Origin of the sequence: Zhongshania sp. R06B22 (assembly GCF_040892595.1) — a bacterium.
Lineage (GTDB): Bacteria > Pseudomonadota > Gammaproteobacteria > Pseudomonadales > Spongiibacteraceae > Spongiibacter > Spongiibacter arctica.
Genome location: NZ_JBFRYB010000001.1, coordinates 3395928 through 3416819 on the forward strand (window position 1 = coordinate 3395928; position 20892 = coordinate 3416819).

17 protein-coding genes are annotated in these 20892 nt (G+C 49.6%); 4 read left to right on the top strand and 13 right to left on the bottom strand.

The annotated features are described in order from the left end of the window. Positions 1-42: 42 nt before the first annotated feature. From AB4875_RS15365 to AB4875_RS15395, 7 genes are all read right to left on the bottom strand, one after another. Complete coding sequence (locus AB4875_RS15365) at positions 43-348, bottom strand: hypothetical protein (RefSeq protein ID WP_368376936.1); 306 nt, start codon at positions 346-348, stop codon at positions 43-45. After that, entirely contained in the window at positions 345-941 is a 597-nt protein-coding gene (locus tag AB4875_RS15370; RefSeq protein ID WP_368376937.1) for a tetratricopeptide repeat protein, read from the bottom strand. The genes AB4875_RS15365 and AB4875_RS15370 overlap by 4 nt, the downstream gene beginning before the upstream one ends. Next, a complete protein-coding gene (locus AB4875_RS15375; RefSeq protein ID WP_368376938.1) occupies positions 925-3864 on the bottom strand; it encodes a tetratricopeptide repeat protein in 2940 nt (979 codons plus the stop codon). The genes AB4875_RS15370 and AB4875_RS15375 overlap by 17 nt, the downstream gene beginning before the upstream one ends. After that, entirely contained in the window at positions 3861-5270 is a 1410-nt protein-coding gene (locus AB4875_RS15380; protein ID WP_368376939.1) for a hypothetical protein, read from the bottom strand. Before AB4875_RS15380 ends, AB4875_RS15375 begins: the two co-directional genes overlap by 4 nt. After that, the gene (locus tag AB4875_RS15385; protein WP_368376940.1) at positions 5267-5755 is read right to left on the bottom strand and encodes a hypothetical protein; all 489 of its coding nucleotides are present in this window, start codon (positions 5753-5755) and stop codon (positions 5267-5269) included. The genes AB4875_RS15380 and AB4875_RS15385 overlap by 4 nt, the downstream gene beginning before the upstream one ends. A 397-nt stretch (positions 5756-6152) precedes the next feature. After that, positions 6153-7871 carry a bifunctional protein-serine/threonine kinase/phosphatase gene (locus tag AB4875_RS15390; RefSeq protein WP_368376941.1) on the bottom strand — a complete coding sequence of 573 codons (1719 nt, stop codon included), beginning with the start codon at positions 7869-7871 and terminating at the stop codon, positions 6153-6155. A gap of 34 nt (positions 7872-7905) precedes the next feature. Beyond that, positions 7906-9378, bottom strand: a complete 1473-nt coding sequence (locus AB4875_RS15395) for a NarK family nitrate/nitrite MFS transporter (protein WP_368376942.1) — start codon at positions 9376-9378, stop codon at positions 7906-7908. A gap of 418 nt (positions 9379-9796) precedes the next feature. On the opposite strand from AB4875_RS15395, the gene nirB reads away from it, so the two are divergent. Continuing rightward, positions 9797-12346: a nitrite reductase large subunit NirB gene (gene nirB, locus AB4875_RS15400; RefSeq protein ID WP_368376943.1), complete on the top strand. Its 2550-nt coding sequence runs from the start codon at positions 9797-9799 to the stop codon at positions 12344-12346. 74 nt (positions 12347-12420) lie between these two features. Continuing rightward, the gene (nirD, locus tag AB4875_RS15405) at positions 12421-12744 is read left to right on the top strand and encodes a nitrite reductase small subunit NirD (RefSeq protein ID WP_368376944.1); all 324 of its coding nucleotides are present in this window, start codon (positions 12421-12423) and stop codon (positions 12742-12744) included. Positions 12745-12849: 105 nt separating this feature from the next. Here the strand turns inward: nirD and AB4875_RS15410 are convergent, their stop codons facing one another. Beyond that, positions 12850-13434, bottom strand: a complete 585-nt coding sequence (locus AB4875_RS15410; RefSeq protein ID WP_368376945.1) for a TetR/AcrR family transcriptional regulator — start codon at positions 13432-13434, stop codon at positions 12850-12852. Between the two features lie 243 nt (positions 13435-13677). Between AB4875_RS15410 and AB4875_RS15415 the strand changes: the two genes are divergently transcribed. Together AB4875_RS15415 and AB4875_RS15420 are read left to right on the top strand one after the other, a co-directional pair. After that, positions 13678-14466, top strand: a complete 789-nt coding sequence (locus AB4875_RS15415; protein WP_368376946.1) for a crotonase/enoyl-CoA hydratase family protein — start codon at positions 13678-13680, stop codon at positions 14464-14466. Between the two features lie 208 nt (positions 14467-14674). Continuing rightward, the gene (locus AB4875_RS15420; RefSeq protein ID WP_368376947.1) at positions 14675-15673 is read left to right on the top strand and encodes a CE1 family esterase; all 999 of its coding nucleotides are present in this window, start codon (positions 14675-14677) and stop codon (positions 15671-15673) included. An 11-nt stretch (positions 15674-15684) separates the two neighbouring features. Here AB4875_RS15420 and AB4875_RS15425 read toward each other — a convergent pair whose 3' ends face one another. Genes AB4875_RS15425 through AB4875_RS15445 form a run of 5 tightly spaced genes read right to left on the bottom strand, consistent with a single transcriptional unit; the run spans position 15685 to position 20669 of the window. After that, positions 15685-16215 carry an MOSC domain-containing protein gene (locus tag AB4875_RS15425; RefSeq protein ID WP_368376948.1) on the bottom strand — a complete coding sequence of 177 codons (531 nt, stop codon included), beginning with the start codon at positions 16213-16215 and terminating at the stop codon, positions 15685-15687. Positions 16216-16234: 19 nt separating this feature from the next. Next, complete coding sequence (locus AB4875_RS15430; protein ID WP_368376949.1) at positions 16235-16918, bottom strand: TIGR04282 family arsenosugar biosynthesis glycosyltransferase; 684 nt, start codon at positions 16916-16918, stop codon at positions 16235-16237. Then, positions 16911-17621 (bottom strand): TIGR04283 family arsenosugar biosynthesis glycosyltransferase, encoded by a 711-nt coding sequence (locus AB4875_RS15435; RefSeq protein ID WP_368376950.1) that lies wholly within the window; start codon positions 17619-17621, stop codon positions 16911-16913. Before AB4875_RS15435 ends, AB4875_RS15430 begins: the two co-directional genes overlap by 8 nt. A 35-nt stretch (positions 17622-17656) precedes the next feature. Beyond that, on the bottom strand, positions 17657-18508 hold the full coding sequence (locus AB4875_RS15440) for a DUF547 domain-containing protein (protein ID WP_368376951.1): 852 nt from the start codon (positions 18506-18508) through the stop codon (positions 17657-17659). Positions 18509-18515: 7 nt separating this feature from the next. Then, positions 18516-20669, bottom strand: a complete 2154-nt coding sequence (locus tag AB4875_RS15445) for a dihydrolipoyl dehydrogenase family protein (RefSeq protein ID WP_368376952.1) — start codon at positions 20667-20669, stop codon at positions 18516-18518. Positions 20670-20892 lie beyond the last annotated feature (223 nt).

A 20892-nucleotide genomic window follows, 5' to 3' on the forward strand; every position in this document is an offset into this window, starting at 1 on the left:
TCATCGATAATCACAATAATACGTTCATTCATTTACAAGCCCTTACCAGTTATTTCTTTGCAAGCGCCATATTTTGTAGTCCCGCCGTGCTTGGTGCCATTCTGACTTAAGCTTGAATTTCACCGGATCCACAGCTTCAAAATTTTCGCTTAAGAGTCGCGGCGGGCGATCAATATCGCTCGCTTGCTCATTGCTCCATGGCATAAGGTATAAACCTACCGCTGCCGCAGCATCACCATGAACCGTCATACCCATCACGACATCTTTAGTAATGGTATGGCTGTCATCATTAGCGACCGCTGTAGACGTGATGAACATCAAAGCGATGACAAGCAAAGCATCTCTCATCTATCGACCTCACTATTTGAAGCGACATAATTAATACTTTCTTCAAGATTGCGGATCCAGGCACTCACCAAGGTATTTTCTGCATTTGTTTGCGACTGGTAAATTCGATAATGTTCGAGCGCCTCTTTAGGTCGACGCATACTTGACTCATACAGCATCGCGAGATTCAAATGCGCGTCGGAGTATGCGGGATCGATTTCGATTGCCCGCAAATACCACGCAGAAGCGGACTTATAGTCTTTTTTCACGGAACTCAGATATCCCATCCAGTTCATTGCGATGGTATTTTTGGGGCGGCGCTTTAGCGCCTCACTAAAGTAGCGTTCGGCCGCCACATAATCGCGCTGTCCAGCATAGATAATACCGAGATTGGTCCAAGGCCCAGTGTAATTTGGGGCGCTTTCGGTAATGGACTCTAGCGCTGTTTTTGCCGTTTCAAAGTCACCGGCCTGCATCGCGGCTATCGCACGCTTGAACTCTGCCGAGTACCGTGGTTTCGACTGATCGTGCCCCAGCTGCGACTCGGTACTTGCGCAAGCAAGCAGTAAAGTAGATAGGCATACAATGCAGATAATTTTAAAATAGGGAATCATAAACTTTCTCAAGCTGAGGCTGTTTGCCATATTTTGCGGGCGCCAATTTTGCTAATGCCATTAAGCTATTACGTACGCCTGAGGTCCACACACCCTGCTTCACCAGCGCCATATTTGACTCGTATTCCGCGATGGCTTTTTCTTCAAAGGGATAAGCCTGCTCTTCCAATAAAATCATGTATTGCTCAAGTACATCACCGTCCAATTTTTTAGGCACTTCAGACTCAAGTAAAGCGCTTGCAAAATGGCGGTACAATTCTCCCAGCTCATAATTAGCCGATGTTGTAATGTCTGAAAAACCGAAAGACGCAGATTTCGCCAGCGAGCCAATCGCTTTTTCCATTGCCGCCCGTCTGCGCGGCAAGCTCTTATCAATAGGCAGTGACAAAGAAATACTGTTCGCTGTACGCACATCCGCCATCGCCAATTTAAAACTGGCATCTGCAGCCATCAACTGCGAACTCTCGTTGTCTCCGCCCGCCACCTCGTCAGCTACGATAAGGGCGCGTAACCATATAAACTGGCTTTCCGAATTTATTGGATATAACTCAGCAAGAAGTAAGCGCGTCTTTTGGGCATCCTCCAGCGGCAGCGGATAACTATGTAAATAGACCTTTAGGACTCTTTCTCCATCACGACGCAGGCCAGCCGAGATATACAGATTGCCAGCTGTTAGCTGCGCCGTTCTGCGCAGATCTGCAGATGCTGCAGTCCGCCCTGCGAGTCGCTCATACACTTTTGCCGCGCGCCCTGGCCTTGCCGATTTTTGATAAGCCGTTGCCAACATTTTATCGGCGTCAATAATCATACTGTGTTCAATAAATTCAGTAGTGAAACGCTCTAAAACTTGCGCGCTTTGAGCCCAGTCACTGACTTCAAATAATTGCCCTGCAGCATTGTAAGTCGCCTCAGCCACTAAGCTCCTATCTGCTGACAAGCTTGCTGATCGCTGAAATAAAACAGCCGCGAGCCTAGCCTTGCCCTCTGTTCTCGCAAGCTCTGCTTGGCGATATACGGATATTGCCAGGCGACTCTGAGCGACGGTTTTCAATTCCCTGTCTTCGTCGCCTAGGCGAGGCACCAAAGCGGTGTAGAATGTTTCGGAATTCGAGAAGTCACTACTCAAGAAATAGCTGTCCGCTAGCAGACCAAGCGCCTTTGTATGCAACTCCTCATCAGTCCATTTACCATCTTCAAAGAGCGGCAGACAAATCTCGATCACCGCGTCAAAACGTCTTAGTTCATAGTAATCTTCAGCGGCAGCAAGCAGCACAAACGAGCGCTGGGGGTGATCTGGAAAACGGCTGGCAAGCAAGGATATTGCATCAAACACCTGAGCATGTGCCTCGCTGATGCTCTGCTCGGATGCGCGCTCCCTCTTCAAACTTTCATACCACTGACGATACGACTTTACTTGCGCCAAAGCAGAATCACCGGCACTTAGCGAGTCTTTATACTGATAAGCCAACTTTCCATATTGAAGAGCAGCCTCATTAAATCGCTCAGCCTCGTACAGTGAATCAGCATAGTGACCAAGTAGACTCTGGATCTCTTGATCCTCGGGGAAGGCCGTAATAATCGCCAGATAGCGATCAGCAACCTTTGAAAAATGCTGCTTAGCACCGGCTGCGCCGTCTTCTGCCAATTGTTGGGCTTGGGCATGCCGGAAGGTCGCGATGTCATTCATATAACTGCGTATTCGCAGCCGATGACTATCAGGGGTAGTTTCGTCCTGCCAAACCGGAGTCTCCGGGCCATAGCTAAGTAGATATTGCTCTTGGCCGGCAACCGCTAAATCCTTAAAGCCACCATCGAGATAAGAATCTATTGCCAATTCACTGAAGGACTGCGCTAAGGCGTGCGCAGGATGCAGGCTAGCAAATGATTCATAAACACTGGCCGCGTCGGTGTAACGTTTTTCACCTGCAAATATGGCGGCGAGTGTGCGATAAATCACCGGGTAGTAGTATTGATATTGTTCGCTATCGTCGGCGTGAGCAAAATAGTTATTAATGCCGTCTATCGCCGCATACTTTGAAAAGGCCTTGCTCATGCCCCGAACCGCATCGCGGACTAGCTCAGCTTTGTTCTCAGGTGCAAAAACCAGAATTTCATCAAGACTGCTAATCTCTGTATCGATATTCAACTCATCTAGAATTTTTGAAAAGGTCGTCACTGAGTCACTATATTCATCTAACTGGTAATAAGTCCACGCCAGTTTATACTGCGCTAACCACCAATATTCCTTAGCTGAATCACCTTCGGTAATACGTCTATACTCCACCACCGCTTCACCGTAGCGCTTACGCAGATACAGCATTTCAGCGGCCCTAAAGGAGGACTCCCTAAGCCGCTTTGACTGCGGATATTCAAGGGCCAAACGCCTTAGGGAATCGATAGCACGATCATCGTGGTCACTTAAATCATAGGCTCTTGCTAGCTGGTACAACACCAAGTCGGCCGCTCTATAATCTGGGTACTCTTTAAGTAGTCGGGAATATAACTGGCTTGCGGCCTGCAATTCTCGCCTAAGCTCATTCTCCTTGCTGACGACATCGTCAGATTCTGCAAGTTGCGCATCTACAAATTCAACTCTAAGATCCGCGGCGCGCCGCATAGCTTCGGCTTTTATCGCCGGAGCGGCGTTGATACTAATGACTCGCTCATAGTGTTCAATAGCGGCCAGTCTCGCTTCATCAATGGTTTGTTCTATGTTTGAAATTTCTTGCTTCGGCGCTGCACTTAAAATCAGCCGATCCGGGTTCTGCGCATTCCTATCCAAAAGCTCGCCAATGGTTTGCCTGTCACCATCGACCGAGGCCTGCGCCTGCCACGAAACACAAAAAATCAGCAGCAATAGTATTTTCATCGAATAGAACGGTGAGTTCTCGAGGAGTTTATTGAAGCGATTATCAAATATCATGATTCGTTTTCACTCCACACCACATCCAGCAACTGGCTACGAAGGCGCTCATAACTTCTAGCCAGGGCAAATTCGGCTTCTGCCGAATAGGCCTCAGTCCGGCGTCGATACTCACCGATTCGCAGTAACGCCAGATTCTCAAGTGCTTCTGAGCGATGCGAGCGATGCTTATCTATCTCCGCCAAAAGAGCTCTAGCTAGCGCGCGCGCATCATCCAGCTTGGCGCTGCGAAGTGAGCTGTTAGCGTCCAATACCGTATCGTCAATCGCGGATTTTAAGCGAGCATGAATCAGATCTAGCTGGCGAAGTTCCGCAAGCGCTTGGTGAAAACCCGGAGCATCGAGTAATAGCTTCAAATAACCCGTCGTTCTACTTGCTGTTAAATCACTAAGCCAGATATCCCAGCCATTGTTCTCCTGTGCTCCGACCCCAAGAATATTTTTTACTAGACCGCCACTACGGATATCTTTTTCGATAAATGCCAACTCAGCGTCGGCGTGCTTTAGACGATCGATAGCAGAAATATAATATTGCTCCGACCTCGCCACTTGGCCATCCCAGTGGAGCATTACATAAGGAATGATTAACATGACTTCCTGCACCGCGGGATCTAGGGTGTCGCGGCTTAACAGTTCCATCCACGGTACCATCGCTGCAAGAAGATCTTCCTCCTTCTCGCCCTTCGCGATGGCCCCAGCTCGACGAAACGGCGACTCTCTGCGCGACCATGCAATATCATCATCGGATCCCGACCAGAGATAATCACCAGCCAAAGTATCGTAGACATTAGTACTTTCTGACGCGCTTTTCTCCAGAGTGGTATTCGGGCTGAGCATGGCCCAACCCAACCCCACTAAGGCCCTGTTGGCGTAGATACTTAAACGTCTAACTTGACGAAAATGATCAATTGCACCGAACTGATCACCAGTTTCTGCAAGGTAGTATCCCAATATTAAATTGGTCTTATCCTTTAAAAAAATATGATCTATTTCGGTATATTCGCCAGCGGTAATCTCTCGCAATACTTCCACCCCAGCCAAGGGTGTATTCGATTTGAGGAGTGACACACCAAGATTATAATTGTCGTAGATGGCGTCATTAACCATCTGGCCACTATCATGTTTTATCAGCGACACCAACGGCGTAGCAATATCCGTTAAATCTACGTTTAATTCAGAGACTGCAGCTTGTAGCGCAACTTTTAACTCTGACGAAATAGCCAATTTGCCGCTCTGCTTCTGCGCTTCGGCAAATGCAGCAAGGGCATCAAAGGGTTTATGAGTCCGCGCATTGAAATACGCCGCCCGCAGTCGAGGGTCTTCACTTATTCCAGACGAATCGTTTTGAGCCAACACTGACGAACTTGCAGACAACAGTATTAGGGTAAGTAAGATAACTGATTTCATAAGCTGGGCCGCCAATCGCTCACGACCAACTCGGCGCCACCTAACATTTTCTTTAAGCCGTCGCTAAGCAAGCTTAGTTCTATATGAATTTCATCATCAACTTTGACATATTGATCTATACTGGGGAAAATTCGTTTAGTACTGGGTCCAGCGTTACTCGCCAGGGCAACAATCTCCGCCCGGATTCTATGATCACCCGCGGGCAAATTAAATCTACCGATTTCATGCAGCCCCCCCTCTAATAGAACATGCGACTCCATTTCACTATAAACGTATCGAACTGGAGCATTGTCGTCGATTTGGATTTTTGCAGCCTGCACAACAAAGGCATCGGTCTGACTACCCACATAAATATGAATAGGCTTAAGTACGGTTTCGGCATCACGCTTTAAATGCTGAATACTGGCATACAGGTTTAGGGCATCAATCTTTACACGCGCCGTATCAAAATCATCAGAAAATAACGATACCGACTTAAAAGCCAATATAATCACCATCAGAAATTGTATTTTGCTTAAAGAAAAACACACCATAACTACGCCGCCAGAATTTACTGATACTCGCCTTAAAAGAGAACTACGGCTTAGTGTTAGCAAGAGGCGCGCCAAGGATTTTTAGTCGCGAAATATTTACTGACTGAGCGTGATTTCTGATTACTTGATCACGATAAATGTGGGCTAAGACACAAAACACCGGCAGCCGAGGGAGAGTCTAAGACAGATACAGCGTGGCACTCTGCCCGAATAACTCGCAAACGCACCAAACTGGAACGCAAATCCAGTCGAGAAAAATTCATCTGCCGCACCACAACTGCACAGCGCATAAAGTCTGCTATCAGGTCTTTCTTAAATGCGCTATCCAGCCATTCAAGCCGAAAGCCAGCTAACGAAGCAGACTCCACAACAGACACAGCAGCAAAAATAGCGAGATCCCTTGCCAGGTGCGCAGGGGATTTCGGGTCAGCAGCGGCTGAAAGGTGTCTTTCATAAATTCCGGATTGGGATTCGCCAAGTCGTATACAAACTCAGACACGTCGCTGTAACGCAGCTCCGGACTGATACTTAAGGCGCGCGCCAATGAGGCGTCCAGCCACAGCGGTACGTGGGCGTTGTAAGCGCATGCGGAGACATACTCCATGCGCGAAAACGCAATCGTCGTCGCGCAGTTTTGCAGTCGACCCTGATACGGCAGCTGTCCAGTAAGCATTTCAAAAACAATCGCAGCCAATGAGAACTGATCGGCTCGACCGCTCGGCCGCCGACCTAGAATATGCTCTGGGGCAGAGTACTGCGCCGTTCCCAAAACTTTGTCGCGCTCAATAGGCACTGCTATCTCGGCGAGACCAGCCACGTAACAGGAACCAAAATCGATTATTTTCACCGCGCCATCATCGCCAACTAAAATATTATCTGGCTTGATATCTTGATGAAAAGTATCTCGTCGATGCATAGCTTGCAGGCCTTTAGCGACCGGCAGAATAATATCGAGCATCACCTGGGTCGCTGGCTTTGGGTGTTTTTGCATCCACTGCCCCAGTGTTAATCCGGGCGAGTAGTCTGACAAATAATATAAATAGCTTGGCGTTTTTGGCGGCTCAATCACCTCGATCACGTAATCACTCTGAATTCGCCGGCCGATCCAACTCTCTAATATAAAACGCTCTATATACGCAGGATCATCATTAAAATTTGGGGAGGGTGTCTTCATTACGTAGCGCCGATCTGCGAGCGGATCAAACACTTTGTAGAGCTGACTGCGCGGGCTAGCATGGATTTCGGCTTCGACTAGCAAACCATCGACCACCATGCCTGCGCTTAACGGCGGTGGAAATGGCAGCTCTGTAAGCTTGCGATATACGTCGCCAGCATCCGCCAACGGCAAAGCATCAACCCGCAATAACTGGCAGCTCAAATTATCATCACTGCCCGCCGCCAATGCTTCATCAATTAAACACTGCCCTGCGACATCGAGCTCGTCGCCATGCTCGGCGATCAAAGCCTGCATGCGACTACTACTGAGCACATCGTGAATTCCGTCGGTGCTTAAAACGAAGACATCACCAACCGCGACATCTGCGGCGCGGTAGTCGACATCTAGCTTAACATCGAGACCCATAGCGCGGGTCAGATAAGACTGACCACGGCCAACTGGCATGGCGTGGTCGCGGGTGAGCTGCTCGAGAACTCCCTCTCTTAAGCGGTATACCCGACTGTCACCAACATGAAATATATGCGCGGTTTGGGATTTAAAAATAGCGATACTAAGGGTGGAAACATAGCCTTTCTCAGCCTGCATATAATGCTGGCCCTGACCATATAACCAACGATTAAGGGCCGTCAGAACTTGCTGAGCAGACCGCTTTACCGACCAGGAATCTGGCGTTGAATAGTAATCACTTAAAAATCCGGTCACACACGTTTCTGCCGCCTCCTTGCCCGCCTCAGCAGCGGAGACACCATCTGCAATAATAGCCACCGCACCTTTGGTGGTGATTTGATCCTTTTCTGGCACGCGAATGCCTAAGCTATCTTCGTTAACCGGTTTTTGCCCAGCACTGCTGTGCTGGGCTATCGACAATTTCAAACCGCCATCAAAGTGCATTGGGTATGTTCCAGAAAGGATGCTGTTACTAACCCTAGCTTACTTCAATCAGCGCAACACTGCCGTCATCATTCACCTCGGCCGTATGGCCCGCAGGCTCTTCCATATACTGCACCGCTACAAACACGACTGCCGCGCAGGCTGCAATCACCAAGAAGAAGTCGCCATTACTAACGAAGGACAGCACCGTTAGGAAGATAACCGCGCCAACATTCCCATAGGCCCCAGTCATGCCGGCAATTTGCCCTGTCATGCTGCGCTTAACAAGCGGCACAATAGCAAATACTGCACCTTCGCCAGCCTGCACAAAGAATGAACAGCACATGGTAGCCACCACCGCCAGCCAAATCGGCCACGCAGCATCAATCTGACTCAAGACCATATAACCCAAGGTCAAACCAGAAACCAAAATTGACAGGGATTTACGGCGACCAAATCGATCGGACAAATAACCGCCACCGGGACGAGCAACCAAGTTCATAAAAGCAAAGCCCGATGCCAACATGCCAGCCTGCACCGCGCTCAGTGTAAAGGTCTCCATAAAGAACAACGGCAACATCGAGACCACCGCCAATTCAGAGCCAAAGGTCACAAAGTAAGCCACATTAAGAATAGCCACTTGCTTAAACTTGTATTGCTGCATAGGCGGAATTGGGACGTTGTTCAGGACATCACTATTCACTCTTAATATCTGGCTAACTTGCACCACAAACAAGACCGCCAACACTAGGTATAAGGCCATACAAGCGACTTCGCTCAACAAACCCAAGTTCGCCGGCGATAATTTCCATGTCAATACCGCCAGAGCGAGATACATAGGTACGCACATGGCAATATAAAAAACTAAATCGCGCTTGCTACTCACCACCAATCCACCGGACTTCTTGGGTTTAAAATAGGTAGAACCCTTAGGAGTATTGCGGGCGCGCCAGTAAAAGAAAAAACCATAAAGGAATGCCAGAACGCCGGTCGTGCCGATCGCGTAGCGCCAGCCGTCATCACCACCGTAGTACAGCGCTAAGGTAGGCAAGGTCATTGCACCTGCTGCGGAACCAAAGTTACCCCAGCCGCCATATACGCCCTCCGCCAAGCCAACTTGGCGCGCGGGGAACCACTCACCTACCAGGCGAATACCGATAACAAAGCCAGCGCCAATAAAGCCCATTAAAAAGCGTAGCAGCGCGATCATTTCATAGCTATCAGCCGTCGCGAATGCCACACACACCACACCGCCAATAATAAGTAAGGCACTGAAGACAACGCGCGGACCGAAGCGATCCACTAACATACCCACCACCACTCGCGCAGGGATCGTCAAAGCGACGTTCAAAATCATCAAGGCTTTAACCTGCTGGCTACTCAGATCAAAGGCTTCTTGAATGGACGACAGCATCGGCGCAAAGCTAAACCACACTAAAAAAGTAAGAAAGAAAGCAAACCAACTAAGATGCAGTAGGCGAATTTTATCTTGCTTGAGATCAAGCACGTTAAGGGTCGAGGAAGACATGACCAGCTCCAATAGGGATATTACGGAATCTGAGCTGAAGTCAGCAATCACTATGCCAAAGCACCCCCTATTAGCCCGCCCCTTTCTTAAGCTATTGTTTATTAATAATTTAAATTTTTAAAAACGTCCCCCTCGACATTTACGCACCAAATTAGAACACGCAGCAATCATCCAAACCCGCTTAATGCCGCACCAACTTAGGGCCTGGCGCCCCATCAAGCCCCAGACTGCGACCGGCTTTTGCTACAAAATTAGCTGCTAAATGACACAAAATATAATTTAATCTTTTTATATCAATAACTTAAATACGCACTTTTGCAGTGGCATAGCTTTTGCTTTTACGCCTACAGATAGTTTAAAAGCGCGCAAAACCGCACAAGCAAGCCCAATACACGCGCAAATATTTAAGGATGTAAGAATGACTAACAAACAACGCCTACTCATTGTTGGGAACGGTCCGGTTGGCCATCAGTTTATTGAATCGATTGTCGAAAGTGGTCAGTCAGATCGATTCGATATTACTGTCATTGGCGAAGAGCCCCGACACGCTTACGACCGAGTTCATCTCACGGCGTGGTTTGAAACCCGTGAAGCCGCCTCCTTGAATATGGTGAAAGAAGGTTTTTACAGTAATAACGGCATCACCGTTTTTAGTAATGAAAAAGTCATTGAGATTGATCGTGCCGCTAAATGTGTCAGCACCGATAAAGGCCAACAATACAACTACGACAAACTTATTTTATCCACCGGCTCTTTTCCGTTCGTGCCGCCAGTGCCTGGCCACGACCGCAAAAATTGCTTTGTATACCGAACCATCGAAGATTTGGAAGCTATTACCGCCGCCGCTGCGAATGCAAAAGTCGGCGCCGTTGTCGGCGGCGGTTTGCTCGGTCTGGAGGCAGCGAAAGCGATAAAAGACCTGGGCTTAAAAACCCACGTCATCGAATTTGCCCCTCGCCTCATGGCCGTGCAGGTTGACGAGGGCGGCGGCGCTCTGCTGCGACGGAAGATCGAAGATCTCGGCGTGTCAGTGCACACCCAAAAAAATACCCAACACATCGTTGACGGCGAAGACTGCGTTCACAAATTACAATTTGCCGATGGCGCCGAGCTGGAAACCGATATATTGGTATTCTCTGCGGGCATTCGCCCACAAGATGCACTTGCCCGCCAAAGTGAGCTCGAAGTTGGCCCGCGCGGTGGCATCGTGATTAATGACTATTGCCAAACGTCTGACCCGGCCATATACGCCATTGGTGAATGCGCACTCTGGGGTGGCCGTATTTATGGTCTTATCGCGCCTGGCTGGGACATGGCCCGCACCGCAGTAGACCATGTCTTAGGCGGCATTCAAGAAACAAGCTTCACCGGCGCCGACATGAGTACTAAACTCAAGCTAATGGGCGTTGATGTCGCGTCTATCGGTGACGCCCACGCCAGCACGCCGGGCGCCAAGTGCTATACCTTTATTGACGAAAAAGCCGAAGTTTACAAAAAAATTGTGGTTAGCCAAGACGGCCAGCATCTGCTGGGCGCGGTATTGATTGGTGAAGCCAATGACTACGGCACGCTGCTACAGTTCGCACTAAACAAAATTACGCTACCCGAACAACCGGAAAGTATGATCCTGCCCAGCTTGGACGGCAGTGCCGGCCCCGGCCTTGGGGTAGATGCCCTACCTGATGTCGCCCAGATTTGCTCCTGCAACAATGTCAGCAAGGGTGATCTTTGCGCCGCAGTGCAAGGCGGCGCTATGACGGTTGGTGATCTGAAAGCGGGCACCAAGGCCGCAACCACCTGCGGCGGCTGCACCGCACTAGTGGGGCAGGTACTCAATGCTGAACTCACTAAAATGGGTGTCGAGGTCAACACCGATCTCTGCGAGCATTTCCCATATACCCGCCAGGAAATCTACCACCTGGTTAGAGTCGGCGAAATTAAATCCTTCGATGAGCTTTTAGAAAAACACGGCACAGGCCACGGATGTGAAATTTGTAAGCCCACTGGCGCATCCATTCTCGCATCATGCTGGAATGACTACATTCTCGAGCCCAAGCACGCCAGCCTGCAAGACACTAACGATCGCTACCTTGCCAATATGCAAAAGAACGGCACCTACTCTGTCGTGCCGCGCATGGCCGGTGGTGAGGTTACCCCAGACGGCTTAATTGCCGTCGGCCAGGTGGCTAAAAAATACCAGCTCTATACAAAAATTACTGGCGGCCAGCGTGTTGATTTATTCGGCGCCACCCTAGACCAACTTCCGCTTATTTGGGAAGAATTAATCAGTGCTGGCTTTGAATCGGGTCACGCCTATGGCAAGTCTTTGCGTACGGTTAAATCCTGTGTGGGCTCAACCTGGTGCCGCTATGGCGTACAAGACAGTGTCGGCCAAGCCATCGATCTAGAAAACCGCTATAAAGGCCTGCGATCACCCCACAAACTTAAAATGGCGGTATCGGGTTGCACCCGTGAATGCGCAGAAGCGCAGAGCAAAGATGTGGGCATTATTGCCACTGAAAAGGGCTGGAACCTCTATTTGTGCGGCAATGGGGGCATGAAGCCACGCCACGGAGATCTATTTGCCTCAGATATAGACACCGACACCATGGTGAAATATATCGACCGCTTCTTGATGTTCTATGTTCGCACCGCAGACCGCCTGCAACGCACCTCAGTGTGGATGGAGAACCTAGAGGGCGGCCTGGACTATCTCCGCAAGGTCATTATCGATGACTCGCTAGGCATTTGTGCCGATCTTGAAGCCGAAATGGAAAACGTCGTGAACACCTATCAATGCGAATGGAAAACTACCGTTGAAAATCCGGAGAAGGTGAAGCAGTTCCGCAGTTTTGTGAACTCTGACAAAAGCGACCAGGAAATTGTGTTTATTCAAGAACGTGGCCAGATACGTCCCGCGACCGAAGCCGAAAAAATTGCTGACACCGATTTAATCGCCGTCGCTTAAACATCACTAACTAAGGCGCCGATCAGCCAAACACAGGAGGCTGATCGACACTACATTTATATGAGGACTACCCCATGTCGTGGACAACTGTTTGCCGCCTCGATGACATATTGCCAAACACCGGTGTTGCCGCCCTAATTGATCAAACCCAAGTAGCCATATTTCGTGTCGGTGACGCCGTTTACGCCCTGGCTAATAAAGACCCTTTTAGCAATGCCAATGTGCTTTCCAGAGGCATTATTTGCAGCATACAGGGCACGCTCGCGGTGGCTTCACCAATTTACAAACAACACTTTAGCCTTACGGCAGGACAGTGCCTAGAAGACGACAGCGTCTCTATCGACTGCTACGAAGTGCGCACCGAAGGCGATACGGTGCAAATCCTTATTAGCCATTAAGCCAGCACATCAGAACGCCGATTATCAGATTTACCCTAAGTCTCCCCCTCGTCCGGTCGCCACTCAGGTGGGGCCGGCTTTTTTGCCCCAAGTTTAGCACCAATACTATTTAGTGGACGTCATAAATAGCGGTAGTAGACTCCCCACTAAGCGCCCAGACCTATCTCCTATTCTGCTGTTTAAAGCAACACGATCCTGTGCGACAAGATTAAAGCCATTGTGTAGAGAAGCACCTAAAACTATCGTTGCCAAGACCCCGGCGTCAGACTCAGGACATAGCACGCCCTCACGCTGAAATTCAAGCAAGCGTGCCGCAAGTAAACCGTGCAGGGGATGCTGTTTGGCGGCATCATTATTAGCCACCTCACTGCGCCCCCAAAGCGGCGCTGTCAGTGGAATAATCGCAATATAAAATAACTCCGCAGCTTCATAGACACTCTGCAACCAGCTCTTCATATCAGCCTTCAGATCTGCATCAATCGCCTCCTTTACCGCTTGTACCTCCGGCAGACGCTCGCCAATCAGGGCATACAATAATCCCGCCTTATCGCCAAAGTTATTAAACACACTCGCCTCTGTGGTGCCCGCGCAACTCGCAATATGCCGAGTGGTCAAGGCGGAAATACCGTCACTTTGCAACAAGCGGTAGGCCGCATCTAATAATTTTTCCCTAACCCTGGGTCTCGCCATGTCCTCGCCTCTCAGTCCCGTCGACACCGGCTAAAACCAATTGGCATCTGCGGGGGAATCAGTTTTAATCGGCTTATGATACGCAATGAAGTTACCGCGACTGCCTCCAGTCTAGAAGCTAAACGCATACGCTGTAGCACCACCCGCCAAGGCAAGCATAAAATACCAGCTTAAGACATTGCCACTAAAAAAGTGCCACAATAGATAACAATAGCCGCCACTAAAAGATATACGGTATATATTATGTCAGACGAAAAAACAGTCATTATTGAACGCTGCCCTCCCCTACTTTGGGTAACTATAAATCGTCCGGCCGCCCGCAATGCGGTAGACGGAAAAACAGCTAAGGCCCTGGCGGATGCATTTAAAGCCTTTGACACCGACGCCGAACTTTCGGTGGCCATCTTAAGCGGAGCAGAACACAACTTCTGCGCCGGAGCTGATTTAAAAGCTGTTGCCAGTGACGACCCTGACAGACGAAATCCTCTCAATACCGATGGTATCGCCCCCATGGGACCAAGTCGGCTGGAATTGAGTAAACCTGTTATCGCCGCCGTTGACGGTTATTGTGTTGCCGGCGGCTTAGAGCTGGCCCTGTGGTGTGATATGCGAATTGCCACCGAGCGCGCAGTGTTTGGGGTATTCTGCCGACGCTTCGGTGTGCCGCTAATCGACGGCGGCACAGTGCGACTGCCGCGCTTAATCGGCATGAGTCGGGCAATGGATATGATTCTCACCGGTCGCGCTGTAGACGCTGCTGAAGCCTTTGCCATCGGCTTAGCAAACCGCGTAGTGGCTAGCGATGAGCTGCGCGATAGTGCAGAGAAGCTCGCGCTCCAGATTGCCGCACTTCCTCAACAATGCCTGCGCAGTGACCGCCATAGCACCTATCAGCAATGGGGAATGAGTGAAGCCGACGCCATCGCCAATGAATTTCGTCTGGGAATGCAGACCTTCTCCAGCGGCGAAACCGTGTCGGGAGCACAGCGCTTTGAACAAGGTTCCGGCCGTCATGGCAGCACAGAAAACTAAAGCCCCTAAAAACACATACAAGGAACAATATTCGCTACATTGAGTGATTATCCGTGGGGCTCGCTGCGCCGAAACCGCGATATATCAATCGTGCTTTACTACTAGCAAGAATGAATAAACATTATATACAACACAGAAATAAACTATAATTTGAATATCAGAAAAATAATATCTAAGAACATAATACTCACCAACACAGAAGTACACCGTGCGCATTATTCGCTTTAGTTTACTCGCCGCTCTTAGTGTCGCGGCTATTAGTACATTGCTATATAGCTACTATGGCTATAGCCCAGCGCCGCCGCGAATCCAGCTGAGCGGGGAGCTAAGTGAAAACACCATCACCATCGAAGGTAGAGAGCGCAGCTACACAGCGTATATACCGACTAAACTCGCTAAAGATCCAGCTCTGGTATTTATGCTCCACGGCTCTTTGCAAACTGTAAAAGGCGTGCGCGAGTCCACTGCCTACCAATTTGAACAGCTTGCCGAGCAACACAAATTTATTGTGGTATACCCTAGTGGATACAAAAACAACTGGAATGATTGCCAAGGCGAGGCAAATTATCCTGCGCGCGCAGAAAACATCAATGACATAAAATTTATTACATCCCTAGTAAGCGAATTCCATCAGCGCTACGGCAGCGACACCGCCAAGACTTTTATCGCCGGTTACTCCAATGGCGGCCATTTAGGTTTTCGCTTTGCCCTAGAACATCCCAATGCCGTCGCTGGCATAGCCGCCATTAGTGCAAGCTTGCCCGCCGCCGACAACCTAGCCTGCGAAGACACAGGTAAAGCCGTTCCGGTGCTCATCATGAACGGCACTGAAGACCCAATAAACCCGTATTACGGCGGCCAAGTGACCTTATTCGGCTTCGGCAACCGCGGCCGGGTGTTGTCATCCATAAGCAGTGCAGAGCACTTTGCACATAAGGCTGGCTATCATGGCGCCCCCAGCGAGACCAAACACTTCCTAAACAATCGCGCCGATGACCCCACCGCGACAAAATATTATGCTTGGCGCGACGGCGAACACCCAGAGGTGATTCTGTATACCATCGTCGGTGGCGGGCACACTATTCCTCAGGAATACTTTAGAGCGCCGCGAATTCTGGGCGCTAGCAGTAAAGAGATAAATGGTCCTGCAGAGATATGGGCATTTTTCGCACGCCAAATACGCCGCGTAGACACGGCCGGGAAGTAGCAGGGACAATGTTAGTACAAGCTTAGCTGGCGCTCTTGATATTTATTGGGTGGCAAATATATAAGCTGATCACCGCACTTAATTTCACCCGACTCTAAAATTTTGGCACATAAGCCGCCATAACCCAGCATTGCCACTAAACCGCCCTTTCCAAGCGCGGCTTCCATGCGAGAACAGGGGTGACACTGGGCTGTAGCCTGAAAAACCGCATCGCCAATTTTAAAATACTGGTGCCGCAGGGCATTGAGATTAATACCCGACACTAATAAATTTCTTCTCAATATATCCACCGGAATATGCTCAACACCGACGTTTTCGGCAATAGCGCGAATAAACTCAACACTAATAATACTCACCTGCCTGGCGGACCCCTTGCTACCCTCAAGGCGACGATCACCCCGCAAGCCGCGATCTGCAATCGCCAAGGTTTGGCTCACCGCAACCATGGGTTCCTTACGCGCTGGGCGCAGACCAATCCACTCCAAGGTGCCCGGTGACAGTTCATCGAGAAAGCGCGAAATTAAGCGACCCTGTGCATTCATTTTGATTCCTAAACCTTACTTAAACGAGGGATTGTCCGCCCTTTGACTCCGGCCATTCTGGTGGCAAATACTGCAGATCTGCGGCCTCATCAATATCATGAACCGCTGTAAATTCGGTATAGCTCATTCCACATTCCAGCAATCGCCGCCGAGTTAGCTCAGCGACCTTGTCGGTGCTCCAGGGGATATTGGTAAATAAGCGCGACTCATAGCTGCGCATACCGATTAGGGCATAACCGCCGTCTGCACAAGGCACCATGCAGGCATGGTGCTCTTGCAGCTCCGCCGCCGCCCAGCGCAATACCGAGGCATTAATTTCTGGGCAGTCACTGCCAATAATGATCACGGCATCAGTATTTACTAGACCCTGCACGGCGGCGTTGCCCATGCGTTCGCCCAAGTCATCGCCACGCTGCTCACACAAGCCAACACCATCAGGTATCTCTACTGACTGCCAGGCCGGCGACTGCGCTGAAGGGGTCATCCATAAGTTAACCGAAAAACGGTATTCAGTCGGTGTATCTATCAGCAGACTCGCGCCATCTTGAAGTATTTTAGTGAGCATCTTTTTTGCTAAGCTAGCGGCGCCATCTGCACCCAATGCTGGTATCAAACGAGTTTTAGCCAAACCCGCCAGCGGGGCTTTAGCAATAATCTGAATACCCACTTGTGGCAATGGGCGACTTGGCTCTGAACTATTCATAGCGTTTCGCTAAGCTTTGCGGCGACGCCCCCAGCCAATACATAAAACGTAAACGCCACATTAATAAAATGGTCCGCCATATACCACGACGCTGCCAGCGCCGCCCTGAGGTCGTTATTTTAGACCGCAAGCATACCGGGGCTGATAATTTTCGAAGTGCAGCCGACAAGGCAACATCCTCCATCAAGGCCTGATCCAAAAAGCCGCCCACCGCGTCAAACACTTTTCGGCGAACAAAAATGCCCTGATCACCCGTTGCAATACCGCTTAGACGGGAGCGCCAATTTATAAAGAAGGCAATAATTGTAAACATCTTAGCGTCACCGCTAATGCGGACATCAAACCGTCCCCAGGGCTGTGCATCGAGCGCGGAAATGACACTATTGAAAGCCGCATCGGGCAGCTCACTATCAGCATGCAAAAATAATAAATAATTTGCTGTTGCCGCGGCGGCGCCAAAGTTCATTTGCTTTGCCCTTCCGCGGCCACTATGTAGACAGGGAAACCCCAGCGCCGCAATGGCATCTGCGGAGCCATCAGTACTACCACCATCAACAAATATAAGCTCAATACTACGGTCAGTATCTGCTAGCTGGCTGCGTAAGGTCGAACACAGCAGCGCTAATCCGGACGCCTCATTTAATACCGGAATGACGACAGACAATGCGGGAAGGTTTCCACTTCCGCTCTCATGAATTCCCAAATGAAACGTCCATCATTGCAGGTAAATGTCGATTGCTATTCACCAACATCATTTAGATCCCAGTCATAGTCGGTATAGCTGATGCCCAAACTGCCGTCACCCAAACGCGCCACGGCAGACTTGCCGTTTACGATAATACCGGGGCCTGGGGCACTTAAACCCAATACATCTACATACGCGGCCAAGAAACTAGACAGGGACTCTGCGCCACCCCAGCCCTGCTCAAAATCTGTTTTATACCATTTAAAGATAGGTGATATATGTAATTCACCATTTGAAAAATAATTACGACTGCGGTCACTTAAAAAGTTTTGAGTAACAAGATCTAACTGGCCCTCAAGTTTTTCAGCGGTGTACGCGCTATTTAGTAAGGCTGGGCAACCAATGCTGGCACAATTTACAGCGAAGTGAATACGAGGTTCATTGTAACGACCAGAACCGCGAATCAGGCTATGTTCAATATTATCTAGACTTCGGGTCTCACCCAAAAACGGAATAAATTCTTTTTTCCAAGGCGAACTAAAGAAGGACCCCAGATCTTTTATTGACTCCAAATCCGGGTAACGCGTTAATATCAGATCTATTGTCCAGGCGTTATAGGCATTAATCAAAAGCGCCAATTGCTGGTCCTTAGACCAAGAGTCGAACACCTTAACGTCAACGGCCGACAAGCTGGCCAAATAAGCTTGAAGTATATTGCGGTCGTCTTTCATTGCCGCATAATCAACGCGACTCGCCTGCCCGTCTTGTATCATCACAACATGCTTTTGCAGCAAGTTATTCCAAGCCCGATGCGAAAATTCAGCGGCTATTGACGGCGTGACCACACACAATAGCAATACACCGTAACAGACACCGCGCAATGTCTTTTTTACTTGATATTTCACTTAGATATTAACCTCTTCGCCATGCATGAAACTTCAGCAACCATTTCATAATCCACTGCGGGGCGTGCGCTTTCTGCCACTCGCCAGCAACGTATTTATTTGCTTCCGACATACTCGGGTAGCTGTGAATAGTCGCTAATATTTTTTTCAAACCAATGCCGTGTTTCATTGCTAACACATATTCTGCCAGTAACTCGCCAGCCTGCGCGCCAACAATGGTCACACCTAAAATGCGATCTTTGCCCGGCGCGGTAAGCACCTTAATAAAGCCTTCGGCTTGGCTGTCACAGATCGCCCGGTCAAGGTCATCAATACCATAGCGAGTGACTTCATAGCTAATTTTCTTATCAGCCGCTTCCGACTCACTTAGCCCAACGCTCGCCACCTCTGGGTCAACATAAGTCACTCTTGGTATTAGGGTGTAATCTACTTTGAATTTCTTAAAGCTGCCAAATAAACCATTTACCGCCGCATACCATGCTTGATGAGCTGCGACATGGGTAAACTGATACGGTCCAACAACATCGCCCGCTAGCAAGATATGCGGAAAGCTTGTCTCTAGATACTCATTGCCCTTTAACTTAGACACCTCCATGCCCAGATTCTCCAAGCCATAGCCCTTAGTACGTGGCTTACGGCCAACCGCACATAGCAGGGCATCGAATTCAATTATCTGTTCTACGCCAGACTCGTCCGCCACGATCATAAGCTTCTGCTCGCCGTCGCGCTCGCACCGAATCGCGCGCATACCGGTGAGAATATTAACGCCATCGTCACGGAGCGACTGCGCCACTGCCGCCGAAACATCTTCATCATCGCGCACCATAATCCGAGGCAACATCTCTAGCTGGGTGACATTTGAACCCAGGCGGGCAAAGCACTGCGCTAATTCACAACCGATAGGACCACCGCCCAATACTAGCAGTCGCTTGGGTGGCGCTTCATTCTCAGCCAGTGACTCCCACAGGGTGTCACTGGTTAAATAACCCACTTCCTCCAACCCTGGCAGTGGCGGTACCGCTGGCTCCGCGCCGGCTGCAATGATGATTGCGCGCGATGTTAGGCGCTGAACACCGCCGTCATTCAAGGTAATATCAACCGTCCAGGGATCGACGAACTGAGCGTAGCCCTGCAGCACCTCAACGCCCAGCTCAGTATAACGCTCCACACTGTCATGCGGCTCTATGCGAGCGATAACATCCTTAACACGCGCCATAATGCGTCGAAAATCAATCACCGGCTCAGAGGCCGCCAAACCATATTTCTCTCCATGGCGCTGCTGCGTCGCAAGCTTTGCCGTTTTAATTAAGGCCTTACTCGGCACACAGCCGTAGTTGAGGCAGTCACCCCCCATCTTATTGGCCTCAACTAGGGTAACTTTGGCCTTAACCGCCGCGGCAATATAAGAACTGACCAAGCCGGCCGCGCCGCCGCCAATCACAATCAAATTGCGGTCAAAGTGCTTGGGCCGCGACCACTTGGCATTTTCTTTTCTAGTGCTAAGCCACCCCAAACCCTTTTTGGCAAGCAAGGGGAAGATACCCAGTAACACAAAGGAAAATAGCAAGGAGGGCGACAATATTCCCGACAGACTAGTTAAATCGCTAAGTTGGCTACCTGCGTTAACGAACACCAAGGTACCCGGCAGCATGCCGACCTGACTTACCCAATAAAACTGCCTAAGTTTGAGCGGGGTTAATGCCATTAACATATTGATTAAAAAGAAGGGAAATACCGGTACCAGCCTGAGACTGAAGAGGTAGAAACTGCCCTCGCGGGCCACGCCGTCATTAATCGCTTTTAAGCGATCGCCAAAGCGATTTTGTACGGTGTCTCGAAGCACATAGCGAGTCATCAAGAAGGCGAGCGTCGCACCGATACTTGATGCAAAAGAGGCTATCAGCAGCCCCCAGCCCAATCCGAATATCGCGCCTACCAATAAGGTCATGATCGCCGCCCCCGGCAACGACAGCGCGGTGATCAGCACATATGACGCAAATAACACCATTGCCAATATCAGCGGCTGATCAGTCCGCCAAGACGCTAAATCGACTTGTAATTGTTTTGCCCCTTCAAGATTTAAATATTCATTCAACCCTAGGGCAAAAAAGGCGAAAACTAAGACTACAATCAAGCTTAAAAACACGATTTTCTTTATCATCACGACCTCTTAGTTGCGCCCGCAAACCAACAAGCCAAAGAGAACGGGGGCTGTTGACCTTAGTAGTGTCATCTCAATCACTAATTCCAGACTTATATCTCAGAACGAAATCGAATCTCTTAAAAATAATTATTCCTATATTCCCTTCACCTCGATCTCGCTAGTAGAAGTGATAATACCAAGTTAATCATCACGGCCGGCAAAAAGACGTGGCCGAAAAATA